Origin of the sequence: Loktanella salsilacus (assembly GCF_024206795.1) — a bacterium.
Taxonomy (GTDB): Bacteria; Pseudomonadota; Alphaproteobacteria; order Rhodobacterales; family Rhodobacteraceae; genus Loktanella; species Loktanella salsilacus.
Genome location: NZ_CP072994.1, coordinates 152,175 through 178,172, shown reverse-complemented (window position 1 = coordinate 178,172; position 25,998 = coordinate 152,175). Strand labels below are relative to the sequence as shown.

Here is a 25,998-nt window from a genome sequence, read left to right as displayed (position 1 = left end):
TTAAAATATACGAAAAAGGCCGCCTCCTTTCGGAAGCGGCCTTTCTGTTGTCGGACCGTTGCCGGTCTGACGGATGGCTTACGCCAGGATCTTGGACACAACGCCAGCGCCGACGGTGCGGCCGCCTTCGCGGATTGCGAAACGCAGGCCGTCTTCCATGGCGATCGGTGCGATCAGTTCGACTTCGAACTTCAGGTTGTCACCAGGCATAACCATTTCCGTGCCCTCGGGCAGGATCACGGTGCCGGTCACGTCCGTTGTACGGAAGTAGAACTGCGGGCGGTAGTTCGCGAAGAACGGTGTGTGACGACCGCCTTCTTCCTTGTTCAGGATATAGGCCTCGGCCTCGAACTTGGTGTGCGGTGCAACCGACTTTGGCTTACACAGAACCTGACCACGCTCCACGCCTTCACGGTCGATGCCGCGCAGCAGGATACCGACGTTGTCACCAGCTTGACCGGAGTCCAGCAGCTTGCGGAACATCTCAACGCCCGTGCAAGTCGTGGTCTTGGTGTCGCGGATACCAACGATTTCAATGCTGTCGCCAACGTTGATCACGCCGCGCTCGATACGGCCAGTCACAACAGTACCGCGACCAGAGATCGAGAACACGTCCTCGATTGGCATCAGGAACGGCAGGTCAACTGCACGTGCTGGTGTCGGGATGTACTCGTCCACAGCAGCGATCAGCGCCTTGATCGACTCTTCGCCGATTTCAGGACGGGTGCCGTTCATCGCGTGCAGAGCGGAGCCGCGGATGATCGGGATATCGTCGCCGGGGTAGTCGTACTTGGACAGCAACTCGCGGATTTCCATCTCGACGAGCTCCAGCAGCTCTTCGTCGTCGACCTGGTCAACCTTGTTCATGTAGACGACCATGTAGGGGATACCCACCTGGCGGCCCAGCAGGATGTGCTCGCGCGTTTGTGGCATCGGGCCGTCAGCAGCGTTCACAACCAGAATCGCGCCGTCCATCTGGGCAGCACCGGTGATCATGTTCTTGACGTAGTCGGCGTGGCCGGGGCAGTCAACGTGAGCGTAGTGACGTGCTTCGGACTCATACTCGACGTGTGCGGTCGAGATGGTGATGCCGCGTGCTTTTTCTTCGGGTGCGCCGTCGATCTGGTCGTAGGCTTTGAAGTCACCGAAGTACTTCGTGATTGCCGCCGTCAGCGTCGTCTTGCCGTGGTCAACGTGACCGATGGTCCCGATGTTCACGTGCGGTTTGTTGCGTTCGAACTTTGCCTTAGCCATGATGGCCTCCTTGGTATGCGAATTAGGTGTGGGGCGCGGGGTCTCCCCCGCGCAGCCCGATTAAGCGTATTTCTTCTGGATCTCGTCAGAGATGTTCTGCGGGACCGGCTCGTAGTGAGCGAACTGCATCGAGAAGTTCGCACGGCCCGAGGACATCGAGCGCAGCGTGTTGATGTAGCCGAACATGTTCGCCAGCGGCACGAAGGCGTCGATGACGTTCGCGTTGCCGCGGCTGTCCTGCCCCTGCACCATCCCGCGACGGGATGTCAGGTCGCCGATGATGCCGCCGGTGTACTCTTCCGGGGTCACAACTTCGACCTTCATGATCGGTTCCAGCAGCTTCGCGCCGGCCTTACGCATGCCTTCACGCATACACATACGTGCAGCGATCTCGAACGCGAGGACCGAGGAGTCGACGTCGTGGTACTTGCCTTCCAGCAGCTGCACCTTGAAGTCGATGACCGGGAAACCTGCCAGCGGACCAGAGTCCATGACCGACTTCACACCCTTTTCGACGCCCGGAATGTATTCCTTCGGCACCGAACCACCAACGACCTTGGATTCGAACGAATAACCTTCGCCCGGCTCTGTTGGCATGATCAGCAGCGTGACTTCACCAAACTGACCCGAACCACCCGACTGCTTCTTGTGGGTGTAGGTGTGCTTGACTTCGTGGCCGATGGTTTCGCGATACGCCACCTGCGGCGCACCGATGTTCGCCTCGACTTTGAATTCGCGCTTCATACGGTCAACGAGGATGTCGAGGTGAAGTTCGCCCATGCCCTTCATGATGGTCTGACCAGATTCAAAGTCAGTTTCCACGCGGAAGGAGGGATCCTCGGCTGCCAGACGTGCGAGGGCAAGGCCCATCTTTTCCTGGTCGGCTTTGGTCTTTGGCTCGATAGCGATCTCGATCACTGGCTCTGGGAACGTCATCGTTTCCAGAACGACCGGATCTGCAGGGTCGCAAAGCGTATCACCGGTCGTAGTGCCCTTGAGGCCACCCAACGCGATGATGTCGCCAGCCCAGGCTTCGTCGATCTCTTCGCGGTTGATGGCGTGCATCATCATCATCCGGCCGACGCGCTCTTTATTACCCTTGGTAGAGTTGAGCATCGAGTCGCCCTTTTTCAGCTTACCCGAATAGATGCGGGTAAACGTCAGCGAGCCAACGAACGGGTCGTTCATGATTTTGAACGCAAGACCAGAGAACGGCATATCGTCATCGGCACGGCGCGGGATGCTACGGGTTTCCGTCTCATCGCCGGGCTTGAAGCCCATGTAGTCAACAACGTCCATCGGGCTTGGCAGATAGTCGATGACTGCGTTCAACAGAGGCTGGACGCCTTTGTTCTTGAACGCGGAACCGGCCAGAATGGGGACGAATTTCATTGCCAGCGTACCCTTACGGATCAGCTTGCGCAGTGTTGGAACGTCAGGCTCGTTGCCTTCCAGGTATTCCATCATTGCTTCGTCGTCCATGTCGACAGCCAGCTCGACCAGCTTGCCGCGCCACTCCAGCGCCAGCTCGCTCATGCTTTCGCGGATCGGCTGACGAACCCAGGACGCGCCCAGATCTTCACCCTGATAGACCCACTCTTCCATGGTCACGAGATCGATGATGCCTTCCAGTTCGGTTTCGGCACCGATTGGCAGCTGGATCGGGGCAGGAACTGCTGCAACGCGGTCCTTAAGCATCTGTACGCACTTGTAGAAGTCAGCGCCGATCTTATCCATCTTGTTGACGAACACGATCCGCGGCACCTTGTAGCGGTCAGCCTGACGCCACACGGTTTCTGTCTGCGGTTCAACACCAGCGTTGGCGTCGAGCAAGCAGATCGCACCGTCAAGCACAGCCAGCGAACGCTCGACTTCGATGGTGAAGTCCACGTGGCCGGGGGTGTCGATGATGTTCATGCGGATCTTGGTGTCGGACGTGCCTTCTTCCGAAGGATCATCCTGGCGCTGCCAAAACGTGGTGGTCGCAGCGGACGTAATCGTGATCCCGCGCTCCTGCTCCTGCTCCATCCAGTCCATCGTCGCGGCGCCGTCATGAACTTCGCCGATGTTGTGGGACTTGCCGGTATAGAACAGGATCCGCTCGGTGCAGGTGGTTTTGCCTGCGTCGATGTGCGCCATGATACCGAAATTCCGGTAGCGCTCGAGTTTATAGTCGCGTGCCATAAAAGGTGCTCCTGCTTACCAGCGGTAGTGGCTGAACGCTTTGTTTGCGTCGGCCATCTTGTGAGTGTCTTCGCGCTTTTTCACGGCAGTGCCGCGGCCGTTGACTGCGTCAAGCAGCTCACCAGCAAGACGCTCTTCCATCGTGTTTTCGTTGCGCTTTTTCGCAGCAGCGATCAACCAACGGATCGCCAGCGCTTCGCGGCGCTCAGGACGCACTTCGACGGGGACCTGATAGGTCGCACCACCGACGCGGCGCGAACGCACTTCGACGGAAGGTTTGATGTTCTCAAGGCACTCGTGGAATACTTCCACGGGGGACTTCTTCAGCTTGCCTTCGACGCGGTCGAATGCGTTGTAAACAATCCGTTCAGCAACGGCTTTTTTGCCGTCGACCATCAGGTTGTTCATGAATTTGGTCAGAATGGTATCACCGAACTTTGCGTCCGGCAGGACTTGGCGTTTTTCAGCGGCGTGACGACGTGACATGTCTTTTTCCTCTTATCAAGTTGCGGGCGAATTCCCGGGCGTCGCCCGGGTCGGCCGAGTTTCTTACTTCGGCCGCTTCGCGCCATACTTGGAGCGACGCTGCTTACGGTCTTTGACGCCTTGGGTATCCAGAACACCGCGCAGGATGTGGTAACGGACACCTGGAAGGTCTTTTACACGGCCGCCACGGATCAGGACAACAGAGTGCTCCTGAAGGTTGTGGCTTTCGCCGCCGATGTACGAGATGACTTCGAAGCCATTGGTCAGACGGACCTTAGCAACCTTACGCATAGCCGAGTTCGGCTTCTTAGGCGTGGTTGTATAGACGCGTGTGCAGACGCCGCGCTTTTGCGGGCAACCTTCAAGGTGCATCGATTTCGAACGGACTACTTTAGGCTGACGCGGCTTGCGGATCAGCTGCTGGATCGTTGGCATTGGGCTTTTGTCCCCATCTTTCTTGTGTGGCGACCACCGGGGGCCGCGGATTGATGACGCGTGCAACTCCGATTGGAACAGCACAAAAAATCCGCAGTCGAACCCTTACCGGAGGTTCGGTGCGGTGGGTAACAGAGGAACAAGGCTATAGGTGCCCGGTTCTTGACCACTTCAACTATGATATCGGATTTGGACGGACTGCGCCCTGACCCGGATGAGGGGCCGTATAGGCCGTTGGACGTAGGGTGTCAACACATCCCCAACGGTCGTACAGGCCCAGTATTTCCTAACGAATACGGTCAGGGACAACGCGCCGCTTCATGCTTAGCCGCTGCTCACGCAGAAGCGTGAAAATACCCGTTGCGACAACGATTCCCGCCCCGATCAACGTCAGGCTGTTTGGGAATTCGCCAAAGACGACGACACCAAGCATCATTGCCGTCAGCAAGCTAGCATAGCGGAACGGGGCGACAAAGCCGATCTCTCCGACACGCATCGCGGCGACGGAAAAGATATAGCCAAAGATGACGAACACAGTCGCACCGGCCAAATTGAACGCCTCGTGGGCGTTCAAAGGCTGCCAGTCGTCCCAAAGTGAAACGAAGCCCGCAAAGACCGTCACCCCGGCCGCTGCGGCCAAGGACACCATTAGCGATGGCACCGACCGCGAAAGCTTGCGCACGATCAAGTCACGCAAAGTCACACAGGCGACCGCGCCAAGCGCATAAAGCGAGAAGATATTGAAATCAGCCCCTCCGGGGCGGACGATCAGCATGACGCCGCCAAAGCCCACCAGAATGGCAAGCAGCCGCCGCCACCCCAAAGCCTCGCCCATGAACAACGCACCGGCAAGGCTAACACTGAGCGGAAGAACCTGCATGATCGCGCTGACGTTTGCGATCGGCATATGAAACAACGCAGAGATAAAGAAGTAGGCCCCGCCGATCTCTCCGGCGGTGCGCAGCAGCATGATGATCCAGTCACGTAGTGGTAGATCAAACCGCAACTGCCCCATGACGCGCGCCATGATGATCAGACAAACTGTCACCCCTAGACCGCGCAGGCACAAAAGCTGCGACAACGGCAGGACATCCCCCAACGTCTTGGTAAAGGAGTCGTTGATCGTGAATGTCACCATCGCCCCGGTCATCAGGGCAGCGCCGCGCATATTGTCTGATATCTGTGCCATGACGTCGGCGTATCAGCGCCCCCTGCCCCGCGCCAGAGGGCGCGGCGAGCGGGCGAATAAATTCTCAACCGCAAAGGGTAAGTGATAGCCGCGCCGCAAAACGAAAAAGGCCCCCGCGCAATGCGGGGGCCTTTTCACTGACAGCCCGTAGGCCGTTTTTACTCGTCGCGGCTTTCTGGAGTGTCGACGATCACAGTGTCGAACACATCGGCACCAACAACGTCTTCGCTGGCAGGAGCGGGCATCGGTGCTGCCAGACGGGCAGCCTCTTCGGCCTCTTCACGACGCGTTTCGATCACAACACCATCACGCGATGCTGCGATGCCGCGGATCCGGCTGGTGGCACCACCGGTGCCGGCTGGGATCAGACGACCCACGATGACGTTCTCTTTCAGACCGACCAGTTTGTCCCGCTTGCCCTGAACCGAAGCTTCGGTCAGCACGCGCGTGGTTTCCTGGAAGGATGCGGCAGAGATGAAGCTGCGAGTTTGCAGCGACGCCTTGGTGATACCAAGCAGGATCGGCTCGCCCGTTGCCGGACGGTCGCCGCGTGCCAGAACCTTGGCGTTGGCTTCGTCGAACTCAGCCTTGTCCACGGTCTCGCCCTTCAGAAGAACGGTATCGCCGCTGTCCTGAATTTCCCACTTCTGCAGCATCTGACGCACGATGACTTCGATGTGCTTGTCGTTAATCTTCACACCCTGCAGGCGGTAAACGTCCTGCACCTCGTCGATCATGTAGTCAGCCAGCGCCTCGACACCCATGACCGCAAGAATATCGTGCGGGGCCGGGTTGCCGTCCATGATGTAGTCACCCTTCTGGACGAAGTCGCCTTCGGCCACGGGGATGTGCTTGCCTTTCGGCACCATGTATTCGACGCGGGTCTCAGAGTCGTCCGCCGCTTCAATCGCGATGCGACGCTTGTTTTTGTAGTCCTTGCCGAAGCGGACATAGCCGTCGATTTCCGCAATGATGGCGTGGTCCTTGGGGCGACGTGCCTCAAAGAGTTCGGCCACACGCGGCAGACCACCGGTGATGTCCTTGGTCTTGGCGCCCTCACGCGGAATACGCGCAACAACGTCACCAGCCTGAATGTCTTCGCCGTCTTCAACAGACAGAACAGCGTCAACAGACATGGCGTAGGAAACAGGGTTGCCGTCGTCCTTCAACGCGGGTTCCCCATCGGGGCCTGCGATGATGATCTTAGGTGCCAGCTCGTTGCCCTTGGGGGCCGCGCGCCAGTCAGACACGATACGCTGGGTCATACCCGTCGCATCGTCGGTGTCTTCGCGCATGGCGATACCGTTGATCAGGTCGACATAACGCACCTTACCACCTTTTTCGGCGATGATCGGCAGTGTGAACGGATCCCATTCAAACAGCTTGTCGCCGCGGTGGATGTCCTGACCTTCTTTGACAAAGACCTTCGAACCGTAGCCGACCTTGTGGTTTGCACGCTCGACGCCGCTTTCGTCGACGATCGCCAGAACCATGTTACGGCCCATGACAACATGCTCGCCTGCGGTGTTGTCCAGCAACGACGCGTTGCGGAACTCGACCTTACCGGGCTGGCTTGCCTCAAGGAAAGACTGCTGACCACCCTGCGCAACACCGCCGATGTGGAACGTCCGCATCGTCAGCTGTGTACCGGGCTCACCGATGGACTGCGCGGCGATGATGCCGACAGCTTCACCGATGTTTACGCGCGTACCGCGAGCCAAGTCACGACCATAGCAAGTCGCGCAGACGCCGTCGTCAGCTTCACATGTCAGCGGCGAACGGATGCGCATTTTCGCAACGCCAGCCACGTCGATCATGTCGGCCTTACGCTCGTCGATCAGCTCGCCTGCCTCGACGATGACTTCGTCGGTGCCGGGACGCAGCACGTCATCAGCCGAAACCCGGCCCAGAACGCGCTCTGCCAAGGACGATACGACCTCGCCATCGTTCACAGCTGCTTCTGCTGTGATGGCACGATCGGTGCCGCAATCGATTTCGCGGATGATGCAATCCTGTGCAACGTCCACCAGACGACGTGTTAGGTAACCCGAGTTTGCTGTCTTCAACGCCGTATCCGACAGACCCTTACGGGCACCGTGGGTCGAGTTGAAGTACTCAAGAACGGTCAGACCTTCCTTAAAGTTCGAGATGATCGGCGTCTCGATGATCTCACCCGACGGCTTGGCCATCAGACCGCGCATACCGCCCAGCTGCTTCATCTGGGTCACAGAACCACGCGCACCGGAGTGGGCCATCATGTAGACCGAGTTCGGCTCGTTCTCGGCACCATTCTCGTCAACACCCGACTTAGAGATCGTCGACATCATGGCGTCGGTGACTTTGTCGTTACACTTCGACCATGCATCGACGACTTTGTTGTACTTTTCACCCTGAGTGATCAGGCCGTCCATGTACTGCTGTTCAAAGTCTTTCACCAAGTCGCGCGTTTCTTCGACCAGAGGCCACTTCGTGTCAGGAACGACCATGTCGTCCTTACCGAAAGAGATGCCAGCCTTAAACGCTTCGCGGAAACCCATGGTCATGATCTGGTCACAGAAGATGACGGATTCTTTCTGACCGCAGTAACGATAGACCGTGTCGATGACCTGCTGCACTTCTTTCTTGCGCAGCAGACGATTGACCAAGCTGAACGGAGCCTTGGCATTCAGCGGCAGCAACGCACCAAGGCGCAGACGGCCTGGGGTCGTTTCAAAGCGCACGATGACTTCGTTGCCTTCGTCGTCGATCTGGCTCATCCGCGCCTGAATTTTGGCGTGTAGATGCACCTCGCCAGAGGTCAGACCATGCTCGACTTCTTCGATGTTAGAGAAGGACATGCCTTCGCCCTTCATCCCGTCGCGCTGAATCGTTGTATAGTACAGGCCCAAGATCATGTCCTGCGAAGGAACAATGATCGGCGCGCCGTTGGCGGGCGACAGAACGTTGTTCGTGGACATCATCAGAACACGGGCTTCCAGCTGAGCTTCCAGCGAAAGGGGCACGTGAACAGCCATTTGGTCGCCGTCAAAGTCGGCGTTGAACGCGGAACAAACCAGCGGGTGCAGCTGGATCGCCTTACCTTCAATCAGAACCGGCTCGAACGCCTGAATGCCAAGACGGTGCAGCGTAGGCGCACGGTTCAGCATGACGGGGTGTTCGCGGATGACCTCGTCCAAGATATCCCAAACCTCGGGACGCTCTTTTTCGACCAGCTTCTTGGCCTGCTTGACGGTCGAAGACAGACCTTTGGCTTCCAGACGCGAGTAGATAAACGGCTTGAACAGCTCGAGCGCCATCTTCTTGGGCAGACCGCACTGGTGCAGCTTCAGCTCTGGGCCGGTCACGATGACCGAACGACCAGAGAAGTCGACGCGCTTACCCAAAAGGTTCTGACGGAAGCGACCCTGCTTACCCTTCAGCATGTCGGACAGCGACTTCAGCGGGCGCTTGTTGGCACCCGTGATGACGCGGCCGCGGCGGCCGTTGTCGAACAATGCGTCAACAGATTCCTGCAGCATCCGCTTTTCGTTGCGGACGATGATGTCAGGTGCGCGCAATTCGATCAGACGCTTCAGACGGTTGTTCCGGTTGATCACGCGGCGATAAAGGTCGTTCAGGTCGGACGTCGCGAAACGGCCACCATCCAGCGGCACCAGCGGGCGCAGCTCTGGCGGGATGACCGGAATGACGGTCAGAACCATCCACTCGGGACGGTTGCCAGATTCGATGAAGTTCTCGACGATCTTCAGACGCTTGATGATCTTCTTGGGCTTCAGCTCGCCAGTTGCTTCTTTCAGGTCAGCACGCAGCTGCTCTGCTTCGGCATCCAGATCGATCTGGGCCAACATCTCGCGGATGGCTTCTGCACCGATGTTCGCTTGGAAAGCGTCGGCACCATAGGCGTCCTGTGCGTCGTTGAACTCTTCCTCGGTCATCAGCTGACCATAGGTGAGGTCCGTCAGACCGGGTTCGATCACGACGTAGTTTTCGAAGTACAGAATGCGTTCCAGATCGCGCAGCGTCATGTCCAGCATCAGACCGATGCGGCTTGGCAGCGACTTCAGGAACCAGATGTGCGCAACAGGTGCAGCCAGCTCGATGTGGCCCATCCGCTCGCGGCGGACCTTCTGCAGCGTGACTTCAACACCGCACTTCTCGCAGACAACGCCGCGATACTTCATGCGCTTATATTTACCGCACAGGCATTCGTAGTCTTTGATTGGGCCAAAGATACGCGCGCAGAACAGACCGTCCCGCTCTGGCTTGAACGTACGGTAGTTGATGGTCTCTGGCTTTTTGATCTCGCCAAAGGACCACGACAGGATCCGCTCTGGCGATGCCAAAGAGACCTTAATTTCGTCAAACGTTTTGACCGGGGCAACCGGGTTAAACGGGTTGTTTGTCAGTTCCTGGTTCATCTTCAATTCCTTGAATTGGGGTGCAGTGGGGGCCGACAGGAAAAGTCTTCGTCACGAAGACTTTTCCCGCCGTAAGAATTTTCGCGGGGAAAATTCTTACTCGCCGTCCTCCGCATCCAGGAGTTCCATGTTGAGGCCGAGGCCCCGGACTTCTTTGACCAGAACGTTGAACGATTCCGGCACGCCAGCCTCGAAGTTGTCCTCGCCTTTGACGATGCTCTCATAGACCTTGGTCCGGCCAGCCACGTCGTCCGACTTCACCGTCAGCATTTCCTGCAGGGTGTAGGCGGCACCGTAAGCTTCAAGTGCCCAGACCTCCATCTCACCGAAGCGCTGACCACCGAACTGCGCCTTACCACCCAGCGGCTGCTGCGTGACGAGCGAGTACGGTCCCGTGGAACGGGCGTGGATCTTGTCGTCGACAAGGTGGTGCAGCTTCAGCAGGTACTTCACACCCACCGTCACTTTGCGGCTGAACTGCTCGCCAGTACGACCGTCAAACAAGATCGACTGACCAGAGGTGTCGAAACCGGCCCGCGTCAGCGAGTCGTTCACGTCAGCCTCTTTGGCACCGTCGAAGACAGGTGTTGCGATCGGCACACCGCGGGTCACGTTACCAGCAGCTTCCAGCATATCCGCGTCGTCCATGCCTTCGATGCCTTCGTCGTAGACATCGTCGCCATAGGCAATGCGCAGCGCTTCACGGACCGGGGTCAGATCGCCAGACCGGCGATACGCACCCAGAGCTTCGTCAATCTGGATACCCAGACCGCGCGCAGCCCAACCCATGTGGGTTTCAAGGATCTGACCGACGTTCATGCGCGATGGCACGCCCAGCGGGTTCAGACAGAAGTCGACCGGTGTGCCATCAGCGAGGAACGGCATGTCCTCCATCGGTACCACTTTCGAAATCACACCCTTGTTGCCGTGACGGCCGGCCATCTTATCGCCCGGCTGCAGCTTGCGCTTCACCGCGACGAAGACTTTGACCATCTTCATCACACCTGGCGGCAGGTCGTCGCCACGACGTACTTTCTCGACCTTGTCCTCGAAGCGCGCATCCATTGTCTTTTTCTGGATCTCGTACTGCTCGTTCAGGGCCTCGACGATCTGCGCGTCAGCTTCGTCCTTCAGTGCCAACTGCCACCACTGACCGCGGGACAGTTCGGACACGGACTCTTGCGTGATCTCGGTGTTTGCCTTGAAGCCGCGCGGGCCCTTAACAGCAACCTTACCTTCGATCATCGACCACAGACGGGCGTAGATGTTGCGATCAAGGATCGCCATCTCGTCGTCACGGTCGCGCGAAAGACGCTCGACTTCTTCGCGCTCGATCTGCAGGGCGCGTTCGTCCTTTTCCACACCGTGGCGGTTGAACACGCGCACTTCGACGATCGTACCAAAGTCACCCGGCGGCAGACGCAGGGACGTGTCACGCACATCAGAGGCTTTTTCGCCAAAGATCGCGCGCAGCAGCTTTTCTTCAGGCGTCATCGGGCTTTCACCCTTTGGCGTGATCTTACCCACCAGAATGTCTGCCGGCCCAACTTCTGCACCGATGTAAACGATACCGGCTTCGTCAAGGTTGCGCAGAGCTTCCTCGCCGACGTTCGGGATATCGCGGGTGATTTCCTCTGGCCCAAGCTTCGTATCGCGGGCCGCAACTTCGAATTCATCGATGTGGATCGAGGTGAACACGTCGTCACGGGTAATCCGCTCAGAGATCAGGATCGAGTCTTCGTAGTTGTAGCCATTCCACGGCATGAAGGCGACGATGACGTTCTTACCAAGAGCCAGCTCACCCATATCGGTGGACGGACCGTCGGCAATAACTTCGCCCTTCAGAACCGTATCACCAACCTTAACCAGCGGACGCTGGTTGATGCAGGTGTTCTGGTTCGAACGCTGGAACTTGCGCATGCGGTAGATGTCGACGCCTGCGTCGCCCAATTCCAGATCGGACGTGGCGCGCACAACGATACGCTGCGCATCAACTTGGTCGATGATGCCCGCGCGCTTCGCCATGATCGCAGCGCCGGAGTCCCGGGCCACAACTTCTTCGATGCCCGTGCCAACCAGCGGTGCTTCTGCTTGCAGCAGCGGCACAGCCTGACGCTGCATGTTCGAACCCATCAAAGCGCGGTTAGCGTCGTCGTTCTCTAGGAACGGGATCAGCGATGCCGCGACCGAGACCAGCTGCTTAGGCGACACGTCGATCAGGTCCACGTTTTCACGTGGGGACAGCGTGTAGTCGCCGTTCTTACGGGTCGAAACCAGTTCGTTCCCGAAAGAGCCGTCTTCGTTCAAGTTCGCGTTGGCCTGCGCCACGGTGTGACGCATTTCTTCGGTGGCGGACATGTAGGACACGTCATCCGTCACCTTGCCGTCAACGACCTTGCGATAAGGTGTTTCGATAAAGCCATACTTGTTCACGCGGGCAAAGGTAGCCAGCGAGTTGATCAGACCAATGTTCGGGCCTTCCGGCGTCTCAATCGGGCACATCCGGCCGTAGTGGGTCGGGTGAACGTCGCGCACTTCAAAGCCAGCGCGTTCACGGGTCAGACCGCCTGGTCCCAGTGCGGAAAGACGACGCTTGTGCGTGACTTCCGACAGCGGGTTGGTTTGGTCCATGAACTGCGACAGCTGGGACGAGCCAAAGAATTCACGCACAGCTGCAGCAGCAGGCTTTGCGTTGATCAGGTCCTGCGGCATGACCGTGTCGATCTCGACCGAGGACATACGCTCTTTGATCGCGCGCTCCATGCGCAGCAGACCAACGCGGTACTGGTTTTCCATCAGCTCGCCGACGGACCGGACGCGGCGGTTGCCGAGGTGGTCGATGTCGTCGATGTCGCCCTTGCCGTCGCGCAATTCGACCAGCGCCTTGATGCAGGCGATGATGTCTTCGCGGCGCAGCGTACGCTGCGTATCTTCGGCATCCAGATCCAAACGCATGTTCATCTTGACGCGGCCCACGGCGGACAGGTCGTAACGATCGGCGTCAAAGAACAGGGTGTCGAACAAGGCGGAAGCCGCATCAACGGTTGGTGGCTCGCCAGGGCGCATCACGCGGTAGATATCCATGAGCGCGGTTTCGCGGTTCATGTTTTTGTCGGCCGCCATCGTGTTGCGCATATATGCGCCCACGTTGATGTTATCGATGTCCAGCACAGGGATCGTGGTGACGCCAGCGTCAACCAGTTCCTTCAGCGTACCGCCGATAACGTCGCCGGATTTGTCCATCTCGAGGGTCAGCTCATCGCCAGCCTCGACAAAGATCGCGCCGGTGTCTTCGTCGATGATGTCACGGGCGACGAATTTGCCAACGATGTGCTCGTAAGGAACCAGCAGCTCGGTGACATCGCCTTCGTCGATCAGCTTTTTCACGGACCGTGGCGTTACTTTTTCGCCAGCCTTGGCAATCACTTCGCCAGTTGCAGCGTCGATCAGGTCATAGGTCGGACGGGTGCCGCGCACGCGCTCTGGGAAGAACTTCGTGGTCCAAGCGTTGGACTTGGCGTCCAGCTTGAATTCAACCGTGTTGTAGTAGGCATCCATGATGGATTCTTGGTCAAGGCCCAGCGAATACAGCAGGGTCGTGACGGGCAGCTTACGACGACGGTCAATCCGGCAGAACACCAGATCCTTGGCGTCGAATTCGAAATCAAGCCACGAACCACGGTATGGAATGATACGGCAGGCGAACAGCAACTTGCCCGAGCTGTGCGTCTTACCCTTGTCGTGATCAAAGAACACGCCGGGGCTACGGTGCATCTGGGACACGATTACGCGCTCGGTGCCGTTCACGATGAACGTACCGTTATGCGTCATCAGGGGCATGTCGCCCATGAACACGTCTTGTTCTTTGATGTCTTTGACGGACTTCGCACCGGTATCTTCGTCTACATCAAACACGATCAGACGCAGTGTCACCTTCAGCGGGGCGCTGTAAGTCATGTCGCGCTGCTGGCACTCTTCCACGTCGTACTTGGGCTTTTCCAGCTCGTACTTCACGAATTCCAAAACAGCGGTTTCGTTGAAGTCTTTAATCGGGAAAACCGACTGGAACACACCCATTATGCCTTCGCCGTCCAGCGGGATCGGGCTGTCGCCGGACCGCAGGAACAGGTCATAAGAAGATTTCTGAACCTCAATTAGGTTCGGCATCTCCAGGACTTCACGAATTTTGCCGTAGTACTTGCGCAGGCGTTTCTGGCCAAGGAAAGAAGAAGCCATATCTAATATCACCTTATATCTGTCTGTCGCATATCACGTTGCCTGGGCTGCAAAGTGGTCTGCTTATGACTGGGGGCGTGCCGTCCATACGTGACCTTTGTCCCACCAAAGGCCTCCCGACGGAGCCACCTACCCAAAAGGGGGGCTGATTGATCAGCCAACCTTTAAGACAGGTGCGGCTGGACCTGCGACGTGCGCAGATCCAGCCATTTTTTACAGTGCGGGTGTGGCCGATTTTTCATGGAAAAACCGGAACTCCAAATCTTCAAAGAAGATCTGGCCCGCGAGAGGCTTAGGCCAGCTCGACCGTTGCGCCAGCTGCTTCCAGCTTTGCTTTGATCTCGTCGGCTTCTGCTTTGGAAGCGCCTTCTTTGACCTTGCCGCCAGCTTCGACCAGGTCCTTGGCTTCTTTCAGGCCAAGACCGGTGATGCCGCGAACTTCTTTGATCACGTTGATCTTCTGAGCGCCGGCGTCCTTCAGGACGACGTCAAACTCGGTCTTTTCTTCAGCAGCTTCGCCAGCAGCAGCTGGGCCAGCCATCATCACAGCGCCGCCAGCAGCGGGCTCGATGCCGTACTCATCCTTCAGGATGGTTTTCAGTTCTTGTGCTTCGAGAAGGGTCAGACCAACGATCTCTTCAGCCAGTTTTTTCAGATCAGCCATTTGATATGCTTTCCGTTTGCTTAATTGTGTTCCAACGTCAGGGTTTTCAAGCCCCAAGGCAGTCGAGGTGCTTTATGCAGCTTTCTCTTCGATAGTCGAAAGAATGCTCGCGATGTTCGAAGCAGGCGCGCCAATGGCCCCGGCGATGTTTGCGGCAGGTGCTGCGATGCAACCCACGATCGAGCTGATAAGCTCTTCGCGGCTTGGCATCCCGGCAACGGCTTTCACACCAGCTGGATCCAGAGCAGTCTCGCCCATTGCACCACCAAGAATAACGAGCTTTTCGTTCTTCTTAGCATATGCATCAACCACTTTCGCCGCAGCGACAGGGTCTTCGGAATAGGCAAGGACCGTCATGCCCGTCAGGTACTCAGCAATAGAAGCGCTGGGTTTACCTTCAAGGGCGATCTTGGCGAGCTTGTTCTTGGCAACGCGCACGGAACCGCCTGCTTCACGCATAGAAGCGCGCAGATCCTGCATTTCGGCAACTGTCATACCCTCGTAGTGGGCAACCACTACGACGCCAGAGCTTTCAAAGATCTGGCCGAGTTCTTCGACCAGCTTCTCTTTTTGTGCTCTATCCACAGTTTTACTCCAAGTTTGGGGGTTTCCCCCCGGCTCAATTTTGCCCCCGGACTTCAGGGAGCGTTCGGGTCCGTTTCAGGGTCCCGAGGCCAATCTCGCCCGAGGTCTAAACCCCGGAAATCTTGTTCTCGTTTCCCATCTCAGGAAGGAATTATAACAGACAGATGCCTGTACCCTCCGTCTCGGACAGCACAGCGACGATCGATTGTCACTGCGAAGTGGCGCACCCCCGAAGGGCTGCGCCAAATTCTATTAGTTGCCGTTCGCGGATGCGATGTCGACAGAAACGCCTGGGCCCATGGTCGAGGTCAGGTTGACCTTCTTCATGTATGTGCCCTTTGCACCGGCGGGACGTGCTTTTTGCACGGCGTCGACGAATGCTTTGACGTTCTCTTCCAGCTGCTCTTGGCTGAAAGATGCCTTACCGATACCAGCGTGAACAACGCCAGCTTTTTCAGCGCGGAACTGAACTTGGCCGCCTTTGGCGTCCTTCACAGCAGTCGCGACGTCAGGCGTCACGGTACCAACGCGTGGGTTTGGCATCAGGTTGCGTGGGCCAAGGATTTTGCCCAAGCGGCCGACAACACCCATCATGTCAGGAGTCGCGATGCACCAATCAAAGTCGATCGTGCCGCCCTGAATGGTTTCCATCAGGTCTTCTGCACCGACGATGTCAGCGCCAGCAGCTTTTGCTTCGTCAGCCTTATCGCCACGAGCGAAAACAGCAACGCGAACGGTTTTACCGGTGCCGTGTGGCAGCGTGACCGTGCCGCGGACCATCTGGTCAGCGTGGCGCGGGTCAACACCCAGAACCATTGCGATTTCGACGGTTTCGTCGAACTTTGCAGTTGCAGCGGCTTTCACCAGCGACACGGCCTCAGTGACCTTGACGTTTGCTTTGCCTTCGAATGCTGCGCGTGCAGCGGTTGTGCGCTTACCGAACTTTGCCATTACTTCACCTCGATGCCCATGGACCGGGCAGAGCCCGCGATGATCAGCATGGCGCCCTCGACGGACGTCGCATTCAGATCTTTCATCTTCGCTTCGGCGATTTCACGCACCTGCTTAGCAGAGATAGAGCCGGCAGTCGTGCGGCCCGGCAGCTTGGAACCGGAAGACAGCTTTGCAGCCTTCTTGATGTAATAGGACGCGGGCGGCGTCTTGATTTCCATCGAGAACGACTTGTCGGCGTAATACGTGATTACGGTCGGGCAAGGCGCGTCTTTTTCCATGTCTGCAGTCTTGGCGTTGAACGCCTTGCAGAATTCCATGATGTTGATGCCGCGCTGACCCAGTGCTGGGCCGACGGGCGGGCTTGGCTTGGCGTTGCCGGCCGGAACCTGCAACTTCAGCGTGCCTACTACTTTCTTGGCCATGAGGCCTCTCCTTCATTCAGCGGCGGATCAGATCCGCCCTACAAGCGGCCCACAAAGGGGCCAATTTGCCGTGGTTCGCGAAACCGCTCCCACGTCCGAGACACATCAGCCCTGCTTAGAGACCTGCGTGAATTCCAGTTCGACCGGGGTTGCCCGACCAAAGATAGACACCGTCACCTTGAGGCGCTGGTTGTCTTCATCAACTTCCTCGACCATGCCGTCGAAATCTTCGAACGGACCGTCGTTCACTTTGACCTTCTCACCGATCTCGAAGTGAATCAGCGTACGTGGGCTTTCTTCGCCCTCTTGTACGCGGCCAAGGATGGCCTGCACTTCCGCATCGCGCATCGGGCTAGGGCGACCTTGCGGCCCCAAAAATCCGGTGACGCGGTTGATCGAGTTGATCAGGTGATAACCTTCGTCCGACAGCTCCATGTGAACCAGAACGTAACCGGGCATAAAGCGACGCTCTGTTGTCACTTTCTTGTTCCGGCGGATCTCGATCACTTCTTCGGTCGGGACCAGCACTTCATCGATTTGATCTTCGATGCCTTGCTCGGCAACCTTTTGACGGATGGTCTCTGCGATCTTTTTTTCGAAGTTCGACAGAACGCTAACCGAATACCAACGTTTCGCCATGTTCCTCGCACCTCGCAACTACGGTCAAAACCCAAAGGGCATGCCGCATAAATTCCAATTTTATCAGCCGCTTACGCCGCCTGTCCGGACAATAAATTTTGGCGTGCAACACGATTCGCCGCACGCCATCCGGGTAAGTTGTGGGCTATTACCGCTGACGCCACCTGAATTCAAGGGGGCATGGGCAGTTTGTCGCCACCGTGTTGGTGGTTAGCTACCGAAGTAGGTCAGGACGAATTGCAGGCCCTGACGGATCACCAGATCAACGATGCTAAAAAATGTCGCCATCAGAGCAGCCATGATGAACACCATAACCGTGGTCAGAACGACCTCGCGGCGGGTCGGCCACACAACCTTTGCGATTTCAGCGCGGGTCTCGTTGATGAACTTGACGGGATTCGTGGCCATGACAGCGTCCTTCGATTGACTGTGCGCAGATACGGGGTTTGGCGCAGCAATTCAACCCTGCCATCGCGGCTTCATTGCCGCAACAGATCAACACCGTCCATTGCTGCGATTTCATCGACTTGCGCCGCGTAGAACGCGCGCGACAAGGCGACCTCTTCCGCTGCAAAAGCATTGTAAGGTGGATTGCCTGGGCCAACAGGCCAAGCCTGCCGCGCGGCGACAGGATTAAGGTTGTCATCAGGACCAGCAGCCAGAACATTTGCAACAGCCGCGCAGGACAGACCGCCGTGCACCGCATCCGGCAGGGGCGCGATCGGAATGCCGCAATCCCCCAGTAAGCGTTCACAAATCTGCGGGAACAGCGGGATATAATCCTCGTAACGCCACACCGTCAGCCGGTTCACGCCAGGCGTGGCCCGTAGCCGTCTAACGACATCAACCCAATCGACGTCACCAAGCGGCTGCTGGGCCTTAAACTCATCCGGCGCAACGACGTGACCACCCATCATCACCTGCCCGTAGGCTGAATTCAGAAACCCGGCAGGATCGCGGATCGCAAAACACAGGTCGACGCCTTGATCGGGCGACAGCACAGGGATCAGCATGGCCAGCCGTTGGCGGGCGCGTGGATAAAGCGGCAGGCGAATGCGACCCTCGCGCGTTTGTAAAACGCCTAGTAAGTTTTCCTCGCTCACCACAAAGCGCTTGGCCTGACCAATCAGCTTGGCGCGCACCTCTGCAGGGTTCGGCGCGTGGCCCGTCACGGTGCGATTGATTGGCAAATCGAACAGCGCCTCTAGGCTTTGCCCGCCACCGCGCAAATGCGGCGGCATCATCGTGCGGATGCCGCGCTGCCACAGATCAATACGGTGGGCGATCAGGGAATGCTGTAGATGCGTGGTCGCTGTCTTATGCGCACCAAGGTGCAACACGACTGTTGGCGCAGATGTGAAGGATGACATTGGTGCATCGCCTCCGAACGGAAAAGACGGCGGAGGACTGGCAGGGGCACACGGGCTCGAACCGTGGGCCTACGGTTTTGGAGACCGTCGCTCTACCAACTGAGCTATACCCCTAAGGCCGTCGTCCGATTAGCCCGAACCGGGATCAGGATCAAGAGGCCATGCGCCCTTCCGGTGCGAAACCGGCAGAAAAACGAAGCAGGGCATGTTGGGCAATCATGGAACATTCCCCCTGCCCCGCCCGTTGGCCATTCAAGCACATCATAAAAGGAGAAGACTTCATGGCGATGAACACCCTCAAAGATATCTACCTCGACCAACTGCAGGACCTGTGGAGCGCGAACACACAGTCCCTGCCCGTCGTGACAGAGCTTGGCCGCGCCGCCACAGACAAAGAGCTGAGCGAGGCCCTGATTGCAGGCGGCAATGGCATCAGTGACGGCATTGCCGCGCTGGAAAAGCTGTGCGCCGATCACGGGATCGCGCCAAATGCCGAGCATTGCAAAGGCATGGAAGGGCTCGTGAAAGAAGCCCGCGCCCACGGCTTGTCAGATGATATCTCTGACCCCGACGTGCGCGATGCCGCGATCATTCCGCAGTATCAGCGCATGGTGCACTACGCGCTGGCCGGCTACGGCACCTTGGTTGCCTTTGCGAACCGCCTCGGTTTGGACGGCGACGCTGCGGTCTTGCAACAGTGCCTCGACCAGACCTATGGCGGCGACCGCCACATGACAGCAATCGCGATGCAGGGCGGCGTCAACAAAGACGCTGTCGCCTAATCTAAACGATTTGCGATGACGGATCAGGCCACCCCTTGGGGTGGCCTTTTTATTAGGCACGGCTCGAGAACGAAAAAGACCGCCTCCTTTCGGAAGCGGCCTTCATTAGAACCTAGGCTTGCACGCTGTGGGACATTTTCATGACTTCTACGAAGTCACTGCCATGCCCCACGCGTCACGTTTGAGCCACAGGCCCAAGCCGCGACGTGCTTACGCCAGGATCTTGGACACAACGCCAGCGCCGACGGTGCGGCCGCCTTCGCGGATTGCGAAACGCAGGCCGTCTTCCATGGCGATCGGTGCGATCAGTTCGACTTCGAACTTCAGGTTGTCACCGGGCATAACCATTTCCGTGCCTTCGGGCAGGATCACGGTGCCGGTCACGTCCGTTGTACGGAAGTAGAACTGCGGGCGGTAGTTCGCGAAGAACGGTGTGTGACGACCGCCCTCTTCCTTGTTCAGGATATAGGCCTCGGCCTCGAACTTGGTGTGCGGTGCAACCGACTTTGGCTTACACAGAACCTGACCACGCTCCACGCCTTCACGGTCGATGCCGCGCAGCAGGATACCGACGTTGTCACCAGCTTGACCGGAGTCCAGCAGCTTGCGGAACATCTCAACGCCCGTGCAAGTCGTGGTCTTGGTGTCGCGGATACCAACGATTTCAATGCTGTCGCCAACGTTGATCACGCCGCGCTCGATACGGCCAGTCACAACAGTACCGCGACCAGAGATCGAGAACACGTCCTCGATTGGCATCAGGAACGGCAGGTCAACTGCACGTGCTGGTGTCGGGATGTACTCGTCCACAGCAGCAAGCAACGCCTTGATCGACTCTTCGCCGATTTCAGGACGGGTGCCGTTCATCGCGTGCAGAGCGGAGCCGCGGATGATCGGGATATCGTCGCCGGGGTAGTCGTACTTGGACAGCAACTCGCGGATTTCCATCTCGACGAGCTCCAGCAGCTCTTCGTCGTCGACCTGGTCAACCTTGTTCATGTAGACGACCATGTAGGGGATACCCACCTGGCGGCCCAGCAGGATGTGCTCGCGCGTTTGTGGCATCGGGCCGTCAGCAGCGTTCACAACCAGGATCGCGCCGTCCATCTGGGCAGCACCGGTGATCATGTTCTTGACGTAGTCGGCGTGGCCGGGGCAGTCAACGTGAGCGTAGTGACGTGCTTCGGACTCATACTCGACGTGTGCGGTCGAGATGGTGATGCCGCGTGCTTTTTCTTCGGGTGCGCCGTCGATCTGGTCGTAGGCTTTGAAGTCACCGAAGTACTTCGTGATTGCCGCCGTCAGCGTCGTCTTGCCGTGGTCAACGTGACCGATGGTCCCGATGTTCACGTGCGGTTTGTTGCGTTCGAACTTTGCCTTAGCCATGATCGGCCCCCTTAATAAATGCGGGGCCGTCCTGACCCCGCTTGAAGCATCGCGGGCGATGTATGGCGGATCGCAAGGGAAATCAACCCGTCATGTGCCAAGGCAATGACGCAAGCCAAAGCGGCCCGGTGGTTTCCCACCGGACCGCTGCTAAAAAATCCCATCAAAGGGTCAGATTTTAATGCCTGCGCGGGACACCACGGCCCCGACCAGCCCTATTCGAACCGGTTGGATTTCGGGAAACCGTGCGGTGCCCGTTTGCCCACGCCGCCGCGTGCAGCTTTCCATTCGGTCAGGTCAGCCTCTGTCCGGGTCTTGCCCCCGCCCATCGTCCAGGACAGGCCGTCGGCCCAAGCGAAGGTCGTCGCGTCGCCCAAGCCGCCATCAAGTTCGAGCGTACCCTGTCGGCCAAAGACCTTCTTGTACTTCTGAAGACGCACACCTTTGCCGCGGCCCATTTCAGGCAGCTCGTCCAGCGCGAAGACCAAGAAGCGGCCATTTTCGCTGACAACCGCGACGTGATCGCCAGACACCGGGCGTACGACCTTGGCCACGCCATCCTTGACGTTCAGCACCTGTTTGCCAGCGCGGGTCTGGGCGATGACGTCATCCTCTGGCACGACGAAACCGTCACCTTCGGACGACGCAACAAGCAGGCGGCCGCCGGGGCGGTGGATCATGATATCGACGATCTGCGCCTCGTTCGGCAAATCGACCATCAGGCGCAGCGGCTCTCCCATGCCGCGCCCGCCGGGCAGCGTACTGGCCTGCACCGTATAGAATCGCCCGGTCGAGCCGAAGACCAGCAGTTTGTCCGTCGTTTCAGCGTGGAAGGCGAATCGCGGGGCGTCGCCGTCCTTGAATTTCAGCTCGCGGTCCAGCGGCACATGACCGGTCAAGGCGCGGATCCAGCCCATCTGCGAACAGACGACCGTGATCGGCTCTTTCGCGATCATGGCTTCCAGCGGTACATCAGCAACTTCGCCAGCTTCGGCAAATGTCGTGCGGCGCGCGCCGCCTTTGCTGTCCTTGCCGAACTGTTTGCGCGTTTCGCGCAACTGTTCCGAGATGCGCTTCCACTGCAGACCTTCGTCGTCCATCAGGTCTTCTAGGCCCGCACGCTCTTCCATCAAGGCGTCGCGTTCGGCGATCAGCTCCATCTCTTCCAGACGGCGCAGGGACCGCAGGCGCATGTTCAGAATCGCTTCGACCTGCACTTCGGTCAGGCTGATTTCAGGATCGGCCCCGGCCACCATGGGCGAGACATAATCCTTTTCGTTGACGGCGCGGACGTGGGTTTTGGACCAGTCCTCGACCATCAGCGCCTTTTTCGGATCGTCATCATAGCGGATAATGTCGATGACCCGGTCAAGGTTGAGGAAGGCAATGATAAAGCCTTCGAGCACCTCTAGGCGGTGGTCGATCTTTTCCAGACGGTACTGCGACCGGCGCAGCAGAACGTCCCGGCGATGGTCGAGGAACGCGCGCAGCACTTCTTTGACGCTGCAAACTTTGGGCACAAGGCCGTCGATCAGCACGTTCATGTTCAGGCTGAACCGGATTTCCAGATCGGAATTGCGGAACAGCATGCCCATCAGCATTTCGGGGTCGACGGTCTTGGCGCGCGGTTCCAGCACGATGCGCACGTCGTCGGCAGATTCGTCGCGCACGTCGGCCAGCAGCGGGACCTTTTTGGTCTGCACAATCTCGGCCAGCTTTTCGATCAGGCGGGATTTGGGCACCTGATAGGGAATTTCTGTGACGACAACTTGCCACTGACCGCGGCCAAGATCCTCGACCTCGTACCTTGCGCGCAGGCGGATGCTGCCACGACCGGTGCGATAGGCGTCGGCGATGGCCTGCGGCTTTTCGACAATGACACCGCCGGTCGGAAAGTCGGGACCGGGGATATATTGCATCAAGGTATCGTCGCCCGCGTTCGGCGACTTGATCAGATGCAGACAAGCGTCGATCAGCTCGTGCAGGTTATGGGGCGGGATATTCGTCGCCATGCCGACGGCGATACCGCTAGACCCATTGGCCAGCAGATTCGGAAAGGCGGCCGGAAAGACAATGGGTTCTTCCAATGTGCCGTCATAGTTCGGGCGATAATCGACGGCGTTCTCGTTCAGCCCCTCCATTAGGGCTTCGGCGGCAGCGGTCATCCGCGCTTCGGTGTAACGCGCAGCAGCGGGGTTATCGCCGTCGATGTTGCCAAAGTTACCTTGGCCATCAACTAGCGGATAACGGACGTTAAAGTCCTGCGCCAAACGCGCCATCGCGTCATAAATCGCGGCATCGCCGTGCGGGTGATAGTTACCCATCACGTCGCCGGAAATCTTGGCGGACTTACGGAAGCCCCCGTTCGAGGCCAACTTCAGCTCTCGCATCGCGTAAAGGATTCGGCGATGCACAGGCTTTAGCCCGTCGCGCGCATCGGGCAGCGCGCGGTTCATGATCGTGGATAACGCGTAGGTCAGATACCGCTCGCCAATCGCGTGGCGCAGCGTTTCGGTTACGTCGTTCGGATTTGGGGTGTCGTCGATTGCATCGCTCATGGCTGGCAGACTTAGCGAAGCGCTGGATAGTCGTAAAGGCGGCAGTGGGGCCAACGGGCGGGAAATTCCCCGCAGGTGGAACTAAGAATCACGTTATGGTGTTCGTATTGCGACTGCCAAGCGCGATTGACTTATTACTGGGGGCTCTGTTTTGGGCAAATTCATCGTCGGAACCTTCGCCATTCTGGCCTGGGCGTTTTATGTCATGTCCGGAGGTGCGTCATATGCGCCCGAGACACAGGCGACCGCTGCGCCCGAGCCTCAGGCGATCTCGGTTGAACAAGCAGAGCCGATCACGATTGCCGCGCCCGAAGCCATAGCGATTCCCGTGCAGCCCCAGATGCCCCCAGCGCAGGCCGATACTGTGATTGCGGAACCGGCGAGCCTTCAGACTGCGCCCGCTTTTGACGGCTCGTCTGTCGGTGTGACCAGTATTGAGCCAGCGTTCACGTCTTTATCCGCCCCCGCGCCAGCCGCTGTGGCCAGCCCCGACATTGCGCCGCTGCGCGAAGTCGCGGGCCGTGCAGTCAACATGCGCGCTGGCCCCGACACCAGCTTTGACGTGCTGGACACACTGCCGCGTGGCACTCAAACCGAAGTGGTGGAAAGCGACGGCAACGGCTGGGTCCGCGTGCGGGTTGTGGGCACGGGACAGATGGGCTGGATGGCCGAACGGCTGCTGACGGGGGGCTAAACAGCTTGCGTGCCCGCCCGGCGCAGACCAAACAGGGCGCATGACACAGCGTACAGTTTTAATCACGGGATGCTCTTCTGGCATCGGTTATGATGCGGCCCATGGCCTTCGGGATGCAGGGTGGCGCGTCTTTGCGTCTTGCCGAAAAGCCAGCGATTGCGAACGGCTGCGAGGCGAAGGTTTCGATAGCCCGCAAATCGATTACACCGACACAAACAGCATCGCCGCCGGGCTTGCCGACGTTTTGGCGGCCACCGGCGGCACGCTCGATGCGCTTTATAACAACGGTGCCTTTGCCTGCCCCGGCGCGGTCGAGGATTTGCCGCGTGGCGGGCTTGAGTCGATTTTCCAAACCAACCTGTTTGGCGTGCACGATCTGACCTGCCGGGTCATTCCAGTCATGCGCGCGCAGGGACACGGCCGGATTGTGAACTGTTCATCCGTGCTTGGGCTGGTGGGCTACAAATGGCGCGGAGCCTATGTCGCGACGAAATTTGCACTGGAAGGGCTGACCGACGTGTTGCGGTTGGAAATGCGCGACACACCGATCAAGGTGATTCTTCTTGAACCCGGCCCGATCGCATCGCGCATCCGCGAAAACGCGATTCCGCATTTTGAACGCTGGTTCACGCCCGAAACCTCTGCCCGGGCGGCGCAATACCCTGACCTGACCAAACGCTTGTACGAAGGCGGCGAGGATAAATTCCAGCTGCCCGCCAGCGCCGTGACCGCGAAACTGCGCCACGCGCTAGAACATCCAAAGCCGAAAGCGCGGTACTATATCACCGTGCCAACCTATCTTGCGGCGATCATGCGGCGCGTTTTGCCGGTGTGGGCGCAGGATGCGCTGATTTCACGCAACTAAGCTGTCTGGCCTTCGGGCCCGGCGGTGCTATGTCGGCATGCAACGTTATACCGGGGGACCCATGGCCAACGATCCACTTTTCATTCTGGTCGCAGTCGCCTGCCTTGCCGTTTTGGCCGTCCTGATCTTAGGCATCGGCAGTTTTGGCAAAGGCGGCGAATATAATCGCAAAAACGCGAATAAGATCATGCGCTGGCGGATCGGGCTTCAGGCCGTCGCGATCGCGATGATCCTTCTTTTCGTCTATCTACGGGGGCATTGATCCATGGTTGTTCTAAACAAAATTTACACGCGCACCGGCGACGCGGGCGAAACGGCGCTTGGTAATGGCAGCCGCGTTAAGAAATACGATGACCGGGTAAACACTTACGGCACTGTCGATGAAGCCAATGCCACCGTGGGCATGGCGCGGCTTCATGCGGATGGCGAAATCGACGCGCAACTGGCCATGATCCAGAATGATCTGTTCGATCTGGGGGCAGACCTGTGCCGGCCCGATATGGCCGCCGATGCCAGCGCCGAATATCCGCCCCTGCGGATGTCGGATACGCAAGTGGACCGCCTCGAATCGCAAATCGACGCCATGACCCAAGCGGTCGAACCGCTGCGCAGCTTCGTTCTGCCAGGCGGCTCTGCACTGGCTGCACATTTGCATCTGTGCCGCACCGTGTCCCGGCGGGCGGAACGCTTGTGTGTCGAACTTGCTGCGCAGGACGACGTGAACCCTGCCGCACTGAAATACCTTAATCGTTTGTCGGATTGGTTCTTTCAGGCCAGCCGCATAGCTAACGATGATGGCCGTTCCGACGTGCTGTGGGTGCCCGGCGCGAACCGCTAGATTGCTACCGACAAGTTGACGCGAACGTCAGGACGCTGC

At 58.4% G+C, this 25,998-nt stretch carries 21 protein-coding genes and 1 tRNA gene; 5 read left to right on the top strand and 17 right to left on the bottom strand.

What is annotated here, in order from left to right; genetic code table 11:
* Positions 1-78: 78 nt before the first annotated feature.
* The 15 genes from tuf (KBW81_RS00870) to KBW81_RS00800 all read right to left on the bottom strand — a co-directional run bounded on the left by tuf (KBW81_RS00870) (position 79) and on the right by KBW81_RS00800 (position 18,950).
* Entirely contained in the window at positions 79-1,254 is a 1,176-nt protein-coding gene (gene tuf / locus KBW81_RS00870) for an elongation factor Tu (RefSeq protein WP_254248021.1), read from the bottom strand.
* A 60-nt stretch (positions 1,255-1,314) separates the two neighbouring features.
* Complete coding sequence (gene fusA, locus KBW81_RS00865) at positions 1,315-3,438, bottom strand: elongation factor G (RefSeq protein WP_254248020.1); 2,124 nt, start codon at positions 3,436-3,438, stop codon at positions 1,315-1,317.
* 15 nt (positions 3,439-3,453) lie between these two features.
* A complete protein-coding gene (gene rpsG / locus KBW81_RS00860; protein ID WP_090191914.1) occupies positions 3,454-3,924 on the bottom strand; it encodes a 30S ribosomal protein S7 in 471 nt (156 codons plus the stop codon).
* A gap of 63 nt (positions 3,925-3,987) precedes the next feature.
* Positions 3,988-4,359 carry a 30S ribosomal protein S12 gene (gene rpsL, locus KBW81_RS00855; RefSeq protein WP_090191912.1) on the bottom strand — a complete coding sequence of 124 codons (372 nt, stop codon included), beginning with the start codon at positions 4,357-4,359 and terminating at the stop codon, positions 3,988-3,990.
* Positions 4,360-4,645: 286 nt separating this feature from the next.
* Complete coding sequence (locus tag KBW81_RS00850) at positions 4,646-5,548, bottom strand: DMT family transporter (protein WP_254248019.1); 903 nt, start codon at positions 5,546-5,548, stop codon at positions 4,646-4,648.
* A 158-nt stretch (positions 5,549-5,706) separates the two neighbouring features.
* On the bottom strand, positions 5,707-9,966 hold the full coding sequence (rpoC, locus tag KBW81_RS00845; protein WP_090191909.1) for a DNA-directed RNA polymerase subunit beta': 4,260 nt from the start codon (positions 9,964-9,966) through the stop codon (positions 5,707-5,709).
* 96 nt (positions 9,967-10,062) lie between these two features.
* Positions 10,063-14,202 carry a DNA-directed RNA polymerase subunit beta gene (gene rpoB, locus KBW81_RS00840; protein WP_254248018.1) on the bottom strand — a complete coding sequence of 1,380 codons (4,140 nt, stop codon included), beginning with the start codon at positions 14,200-14,202 and terminating at the stop codon, positions 10,063-10,065.
* A gap of 292 nt (positions 14,203-14,494) precedes the next feature.
* Positions 14,495-14,866: a 50S ribosomal protein L7/L12 gene (rplL, locus tag KBW81_RS00835; protein WP_090191905.1), complete on the bottom strand. Its 372-nt coding sequence runs from the start codon at positions 14,864-14,866 to the stop codon at positions 14,495-14,497.
* A gap of 72 nt (positions 14,867-14,938) precedes the next feature.
* Positions 14,939-15,451, bottom strand: coding sequence for a 50S ribosomal protein L10 (gene rplJ / locus KBW81_RS00830; RefSeq protein WP_090191903.1), 513 nt, complete (start codon positions 15,449-15,451; stop codon positions 14,939-14,941).
* Positions 15,452-15,703: 252 nt separating this feature from the next.
* Positions 15,704-16,402 carry a 50S ribosomal protein L1 gene (gene rplA / locus KBW81_RS00825; protein ID WP_090191902.1) on the bottom strand — a complete coding sequence of 233 codons (699 nt, stop codon included), beginning with the start codon at positions 16,400-16,402 and terminating at the stop codon, positions 15,704-15,706.
* Entirely contained in the window at positions 16,402-16,827 is a 426-nt protein-coding gene (rplK, locus tag KBW81_RS00820) for a 50S ribosomal protein L11 (protein ID WP_090191901.1), read from the bottom strand. The genes rplA and rplK overlap by 1 nt, the downstream gene beginning before the upstream one ends.
* 105 nt (positions 16,828-16,932) lie before the next feature.
* The gene (gene nusG, locus KBW81_RS00815; RefSeq protein WP_090191899.1) at positions 16,933-17,466 is read right to left on the bottom strand and encodes a transcription termination/antitermination protein NusG; all 534 of its coding nucleotides are present in this window, start codon (positions 17,464-17,466) and stop codon (positions 16,933-16,935) included.
* A gap of 210 nt (positions 17,467-17,676) precedes the next feature.
* Positions 17,677-17,874: a preprotein translocase subunit SecE gene (gene secE, locus KBW81_RS00810; RefSeq protein ID WP_090191897.1), complete on the bottom strand. Its 198-nt coding sequence runs from the start codon at positions 17,872-17,874 to the stop codon at positions 17,677-17,679.
* A 71-nt stretch (positions 17,875-17,945) separates the two neighbouring features.
* Complete coding sequence (locus KBW81_RS00805) at positions 17,946-18,836, bottom strand: immunoglobulin domain-containing family protein (RefSeq protein WP_254248017.1); 891 nt, start codon at positions 18,834-18,836, stop codon at positions 17,946-17,948.
* Positions 18,837-18,874: 38 nt separating this feature from the next.
* A tRNA-Trp gene (locus KBW81_RS00800) sits at positions 18,875-18,950 on the bottom strand.
* 167 nt (positions 18,951-19,117) lie between these two features.
* Here KBW81_RS00800 and KBW81_RS00795 point away from each other — a divergent pair.
* Positions 19,118-19,618, top strand: a complete 501-nt coding sequence (locus tag KBW81_RS00795) for a ferritin-like domain-containing protein (RefSeq protein WP_090191893.1) — start codon at positions 19,118-19,120, stop codon at positions 19,616-19,618.
* 210 nt (positions 19,619-19,828) lie between these two features.
* Here KBW81_RS00795 and tuf (KBW81_RS00790) read toward each other — a convergent pair whose 3' ends face one another.
* Both tuf (KBW81_RS00790) and KBW81_RS00785 read right to left on the bottom strand, forming a co-directional pair.
* The gene (gene tuf / locus KBW81_RS00790) at positions 19,829-21,004 is read right to left on the bottom strand and encodes an elongation factor Tu (RefSeq protein ID WP_254248016.1); all 1,176 of its coding nucleotides are present in this window, start codon (positions 21,002-21,004) and stop codon (positions 19,829-19,831) included.
* A gap of 215 nt (positions 21,005-21,219) precedes the next feature.
* Positions 21,220-23,562 (bottom strand): DNA topoisomerase IV subunit A, encoded by a 2,343-nt coding sequence (locus tag KBW81_RS00785; protein WP_254248015.1) that lies wholly within the window; start codon positions 23,560-23,562, stop codon positions 21,220-21,222.
* Positions 23,563-23,713: 151 nt separating this feature from the next.
* On the opposite strand from KBW81_RS00785, the gene KBW81_RS00780 reads away from it, so the two are divergent.
* From KBW81_RS00780 to KBW81_RS00765, 4 genes are all read left to right on the top strand, one after another.
* The gene (locus KBW81_RS00780) at positions 23,714-24,256 is read left to right on the top strand and encodes an SH3 domain-containing protein (RefSeq protein ID WP_254248014.1); all 543 of its coding nucleotides are present in this window, start codon (positions 23,714-23,716) and stop codon (positions 24,254-24,256) included.
* A 40-nt stretch (positions 24,257-24,296) separates the two neighbouring features.
* Positions 24,297-25,121, top strand: a complete 825-nt coding sequence (locus KBW81_RS00775; RefSeq protein WP_090190669.1) for an SDR family NAD(P)-dependent oxidoreductase — start codon at positions 24,297-24,299, stop codon at positions 25,119-25,121.
* Between the two features lie 61 nt (positions 25,122-25,182).
* Entirely contained in the window at positions 25,183-25,383 is a 201-nt protein-coding gene (locus tag KBW81_RS00770; protein ID WP_090190667.1) for a twin transmembrane helix small protein, read from the top strand.
* Positions 25,384-25,386: 3 nt separating this feature from the next.
* Positions 25,387-25,959, top strand: coding sequence for a cob(I)yrinic acid a,c-diamide adenosyltransferase (locus tag KBW81_RS00765; protein ID WP_254248013.1), 573 nt, complete (start codon positions 25,387-25,389; stop codon positions 25,957-25,959).
* The last annotated feature ends 39 nt before the right edge of the window (positions 25,960-25,998 follow it).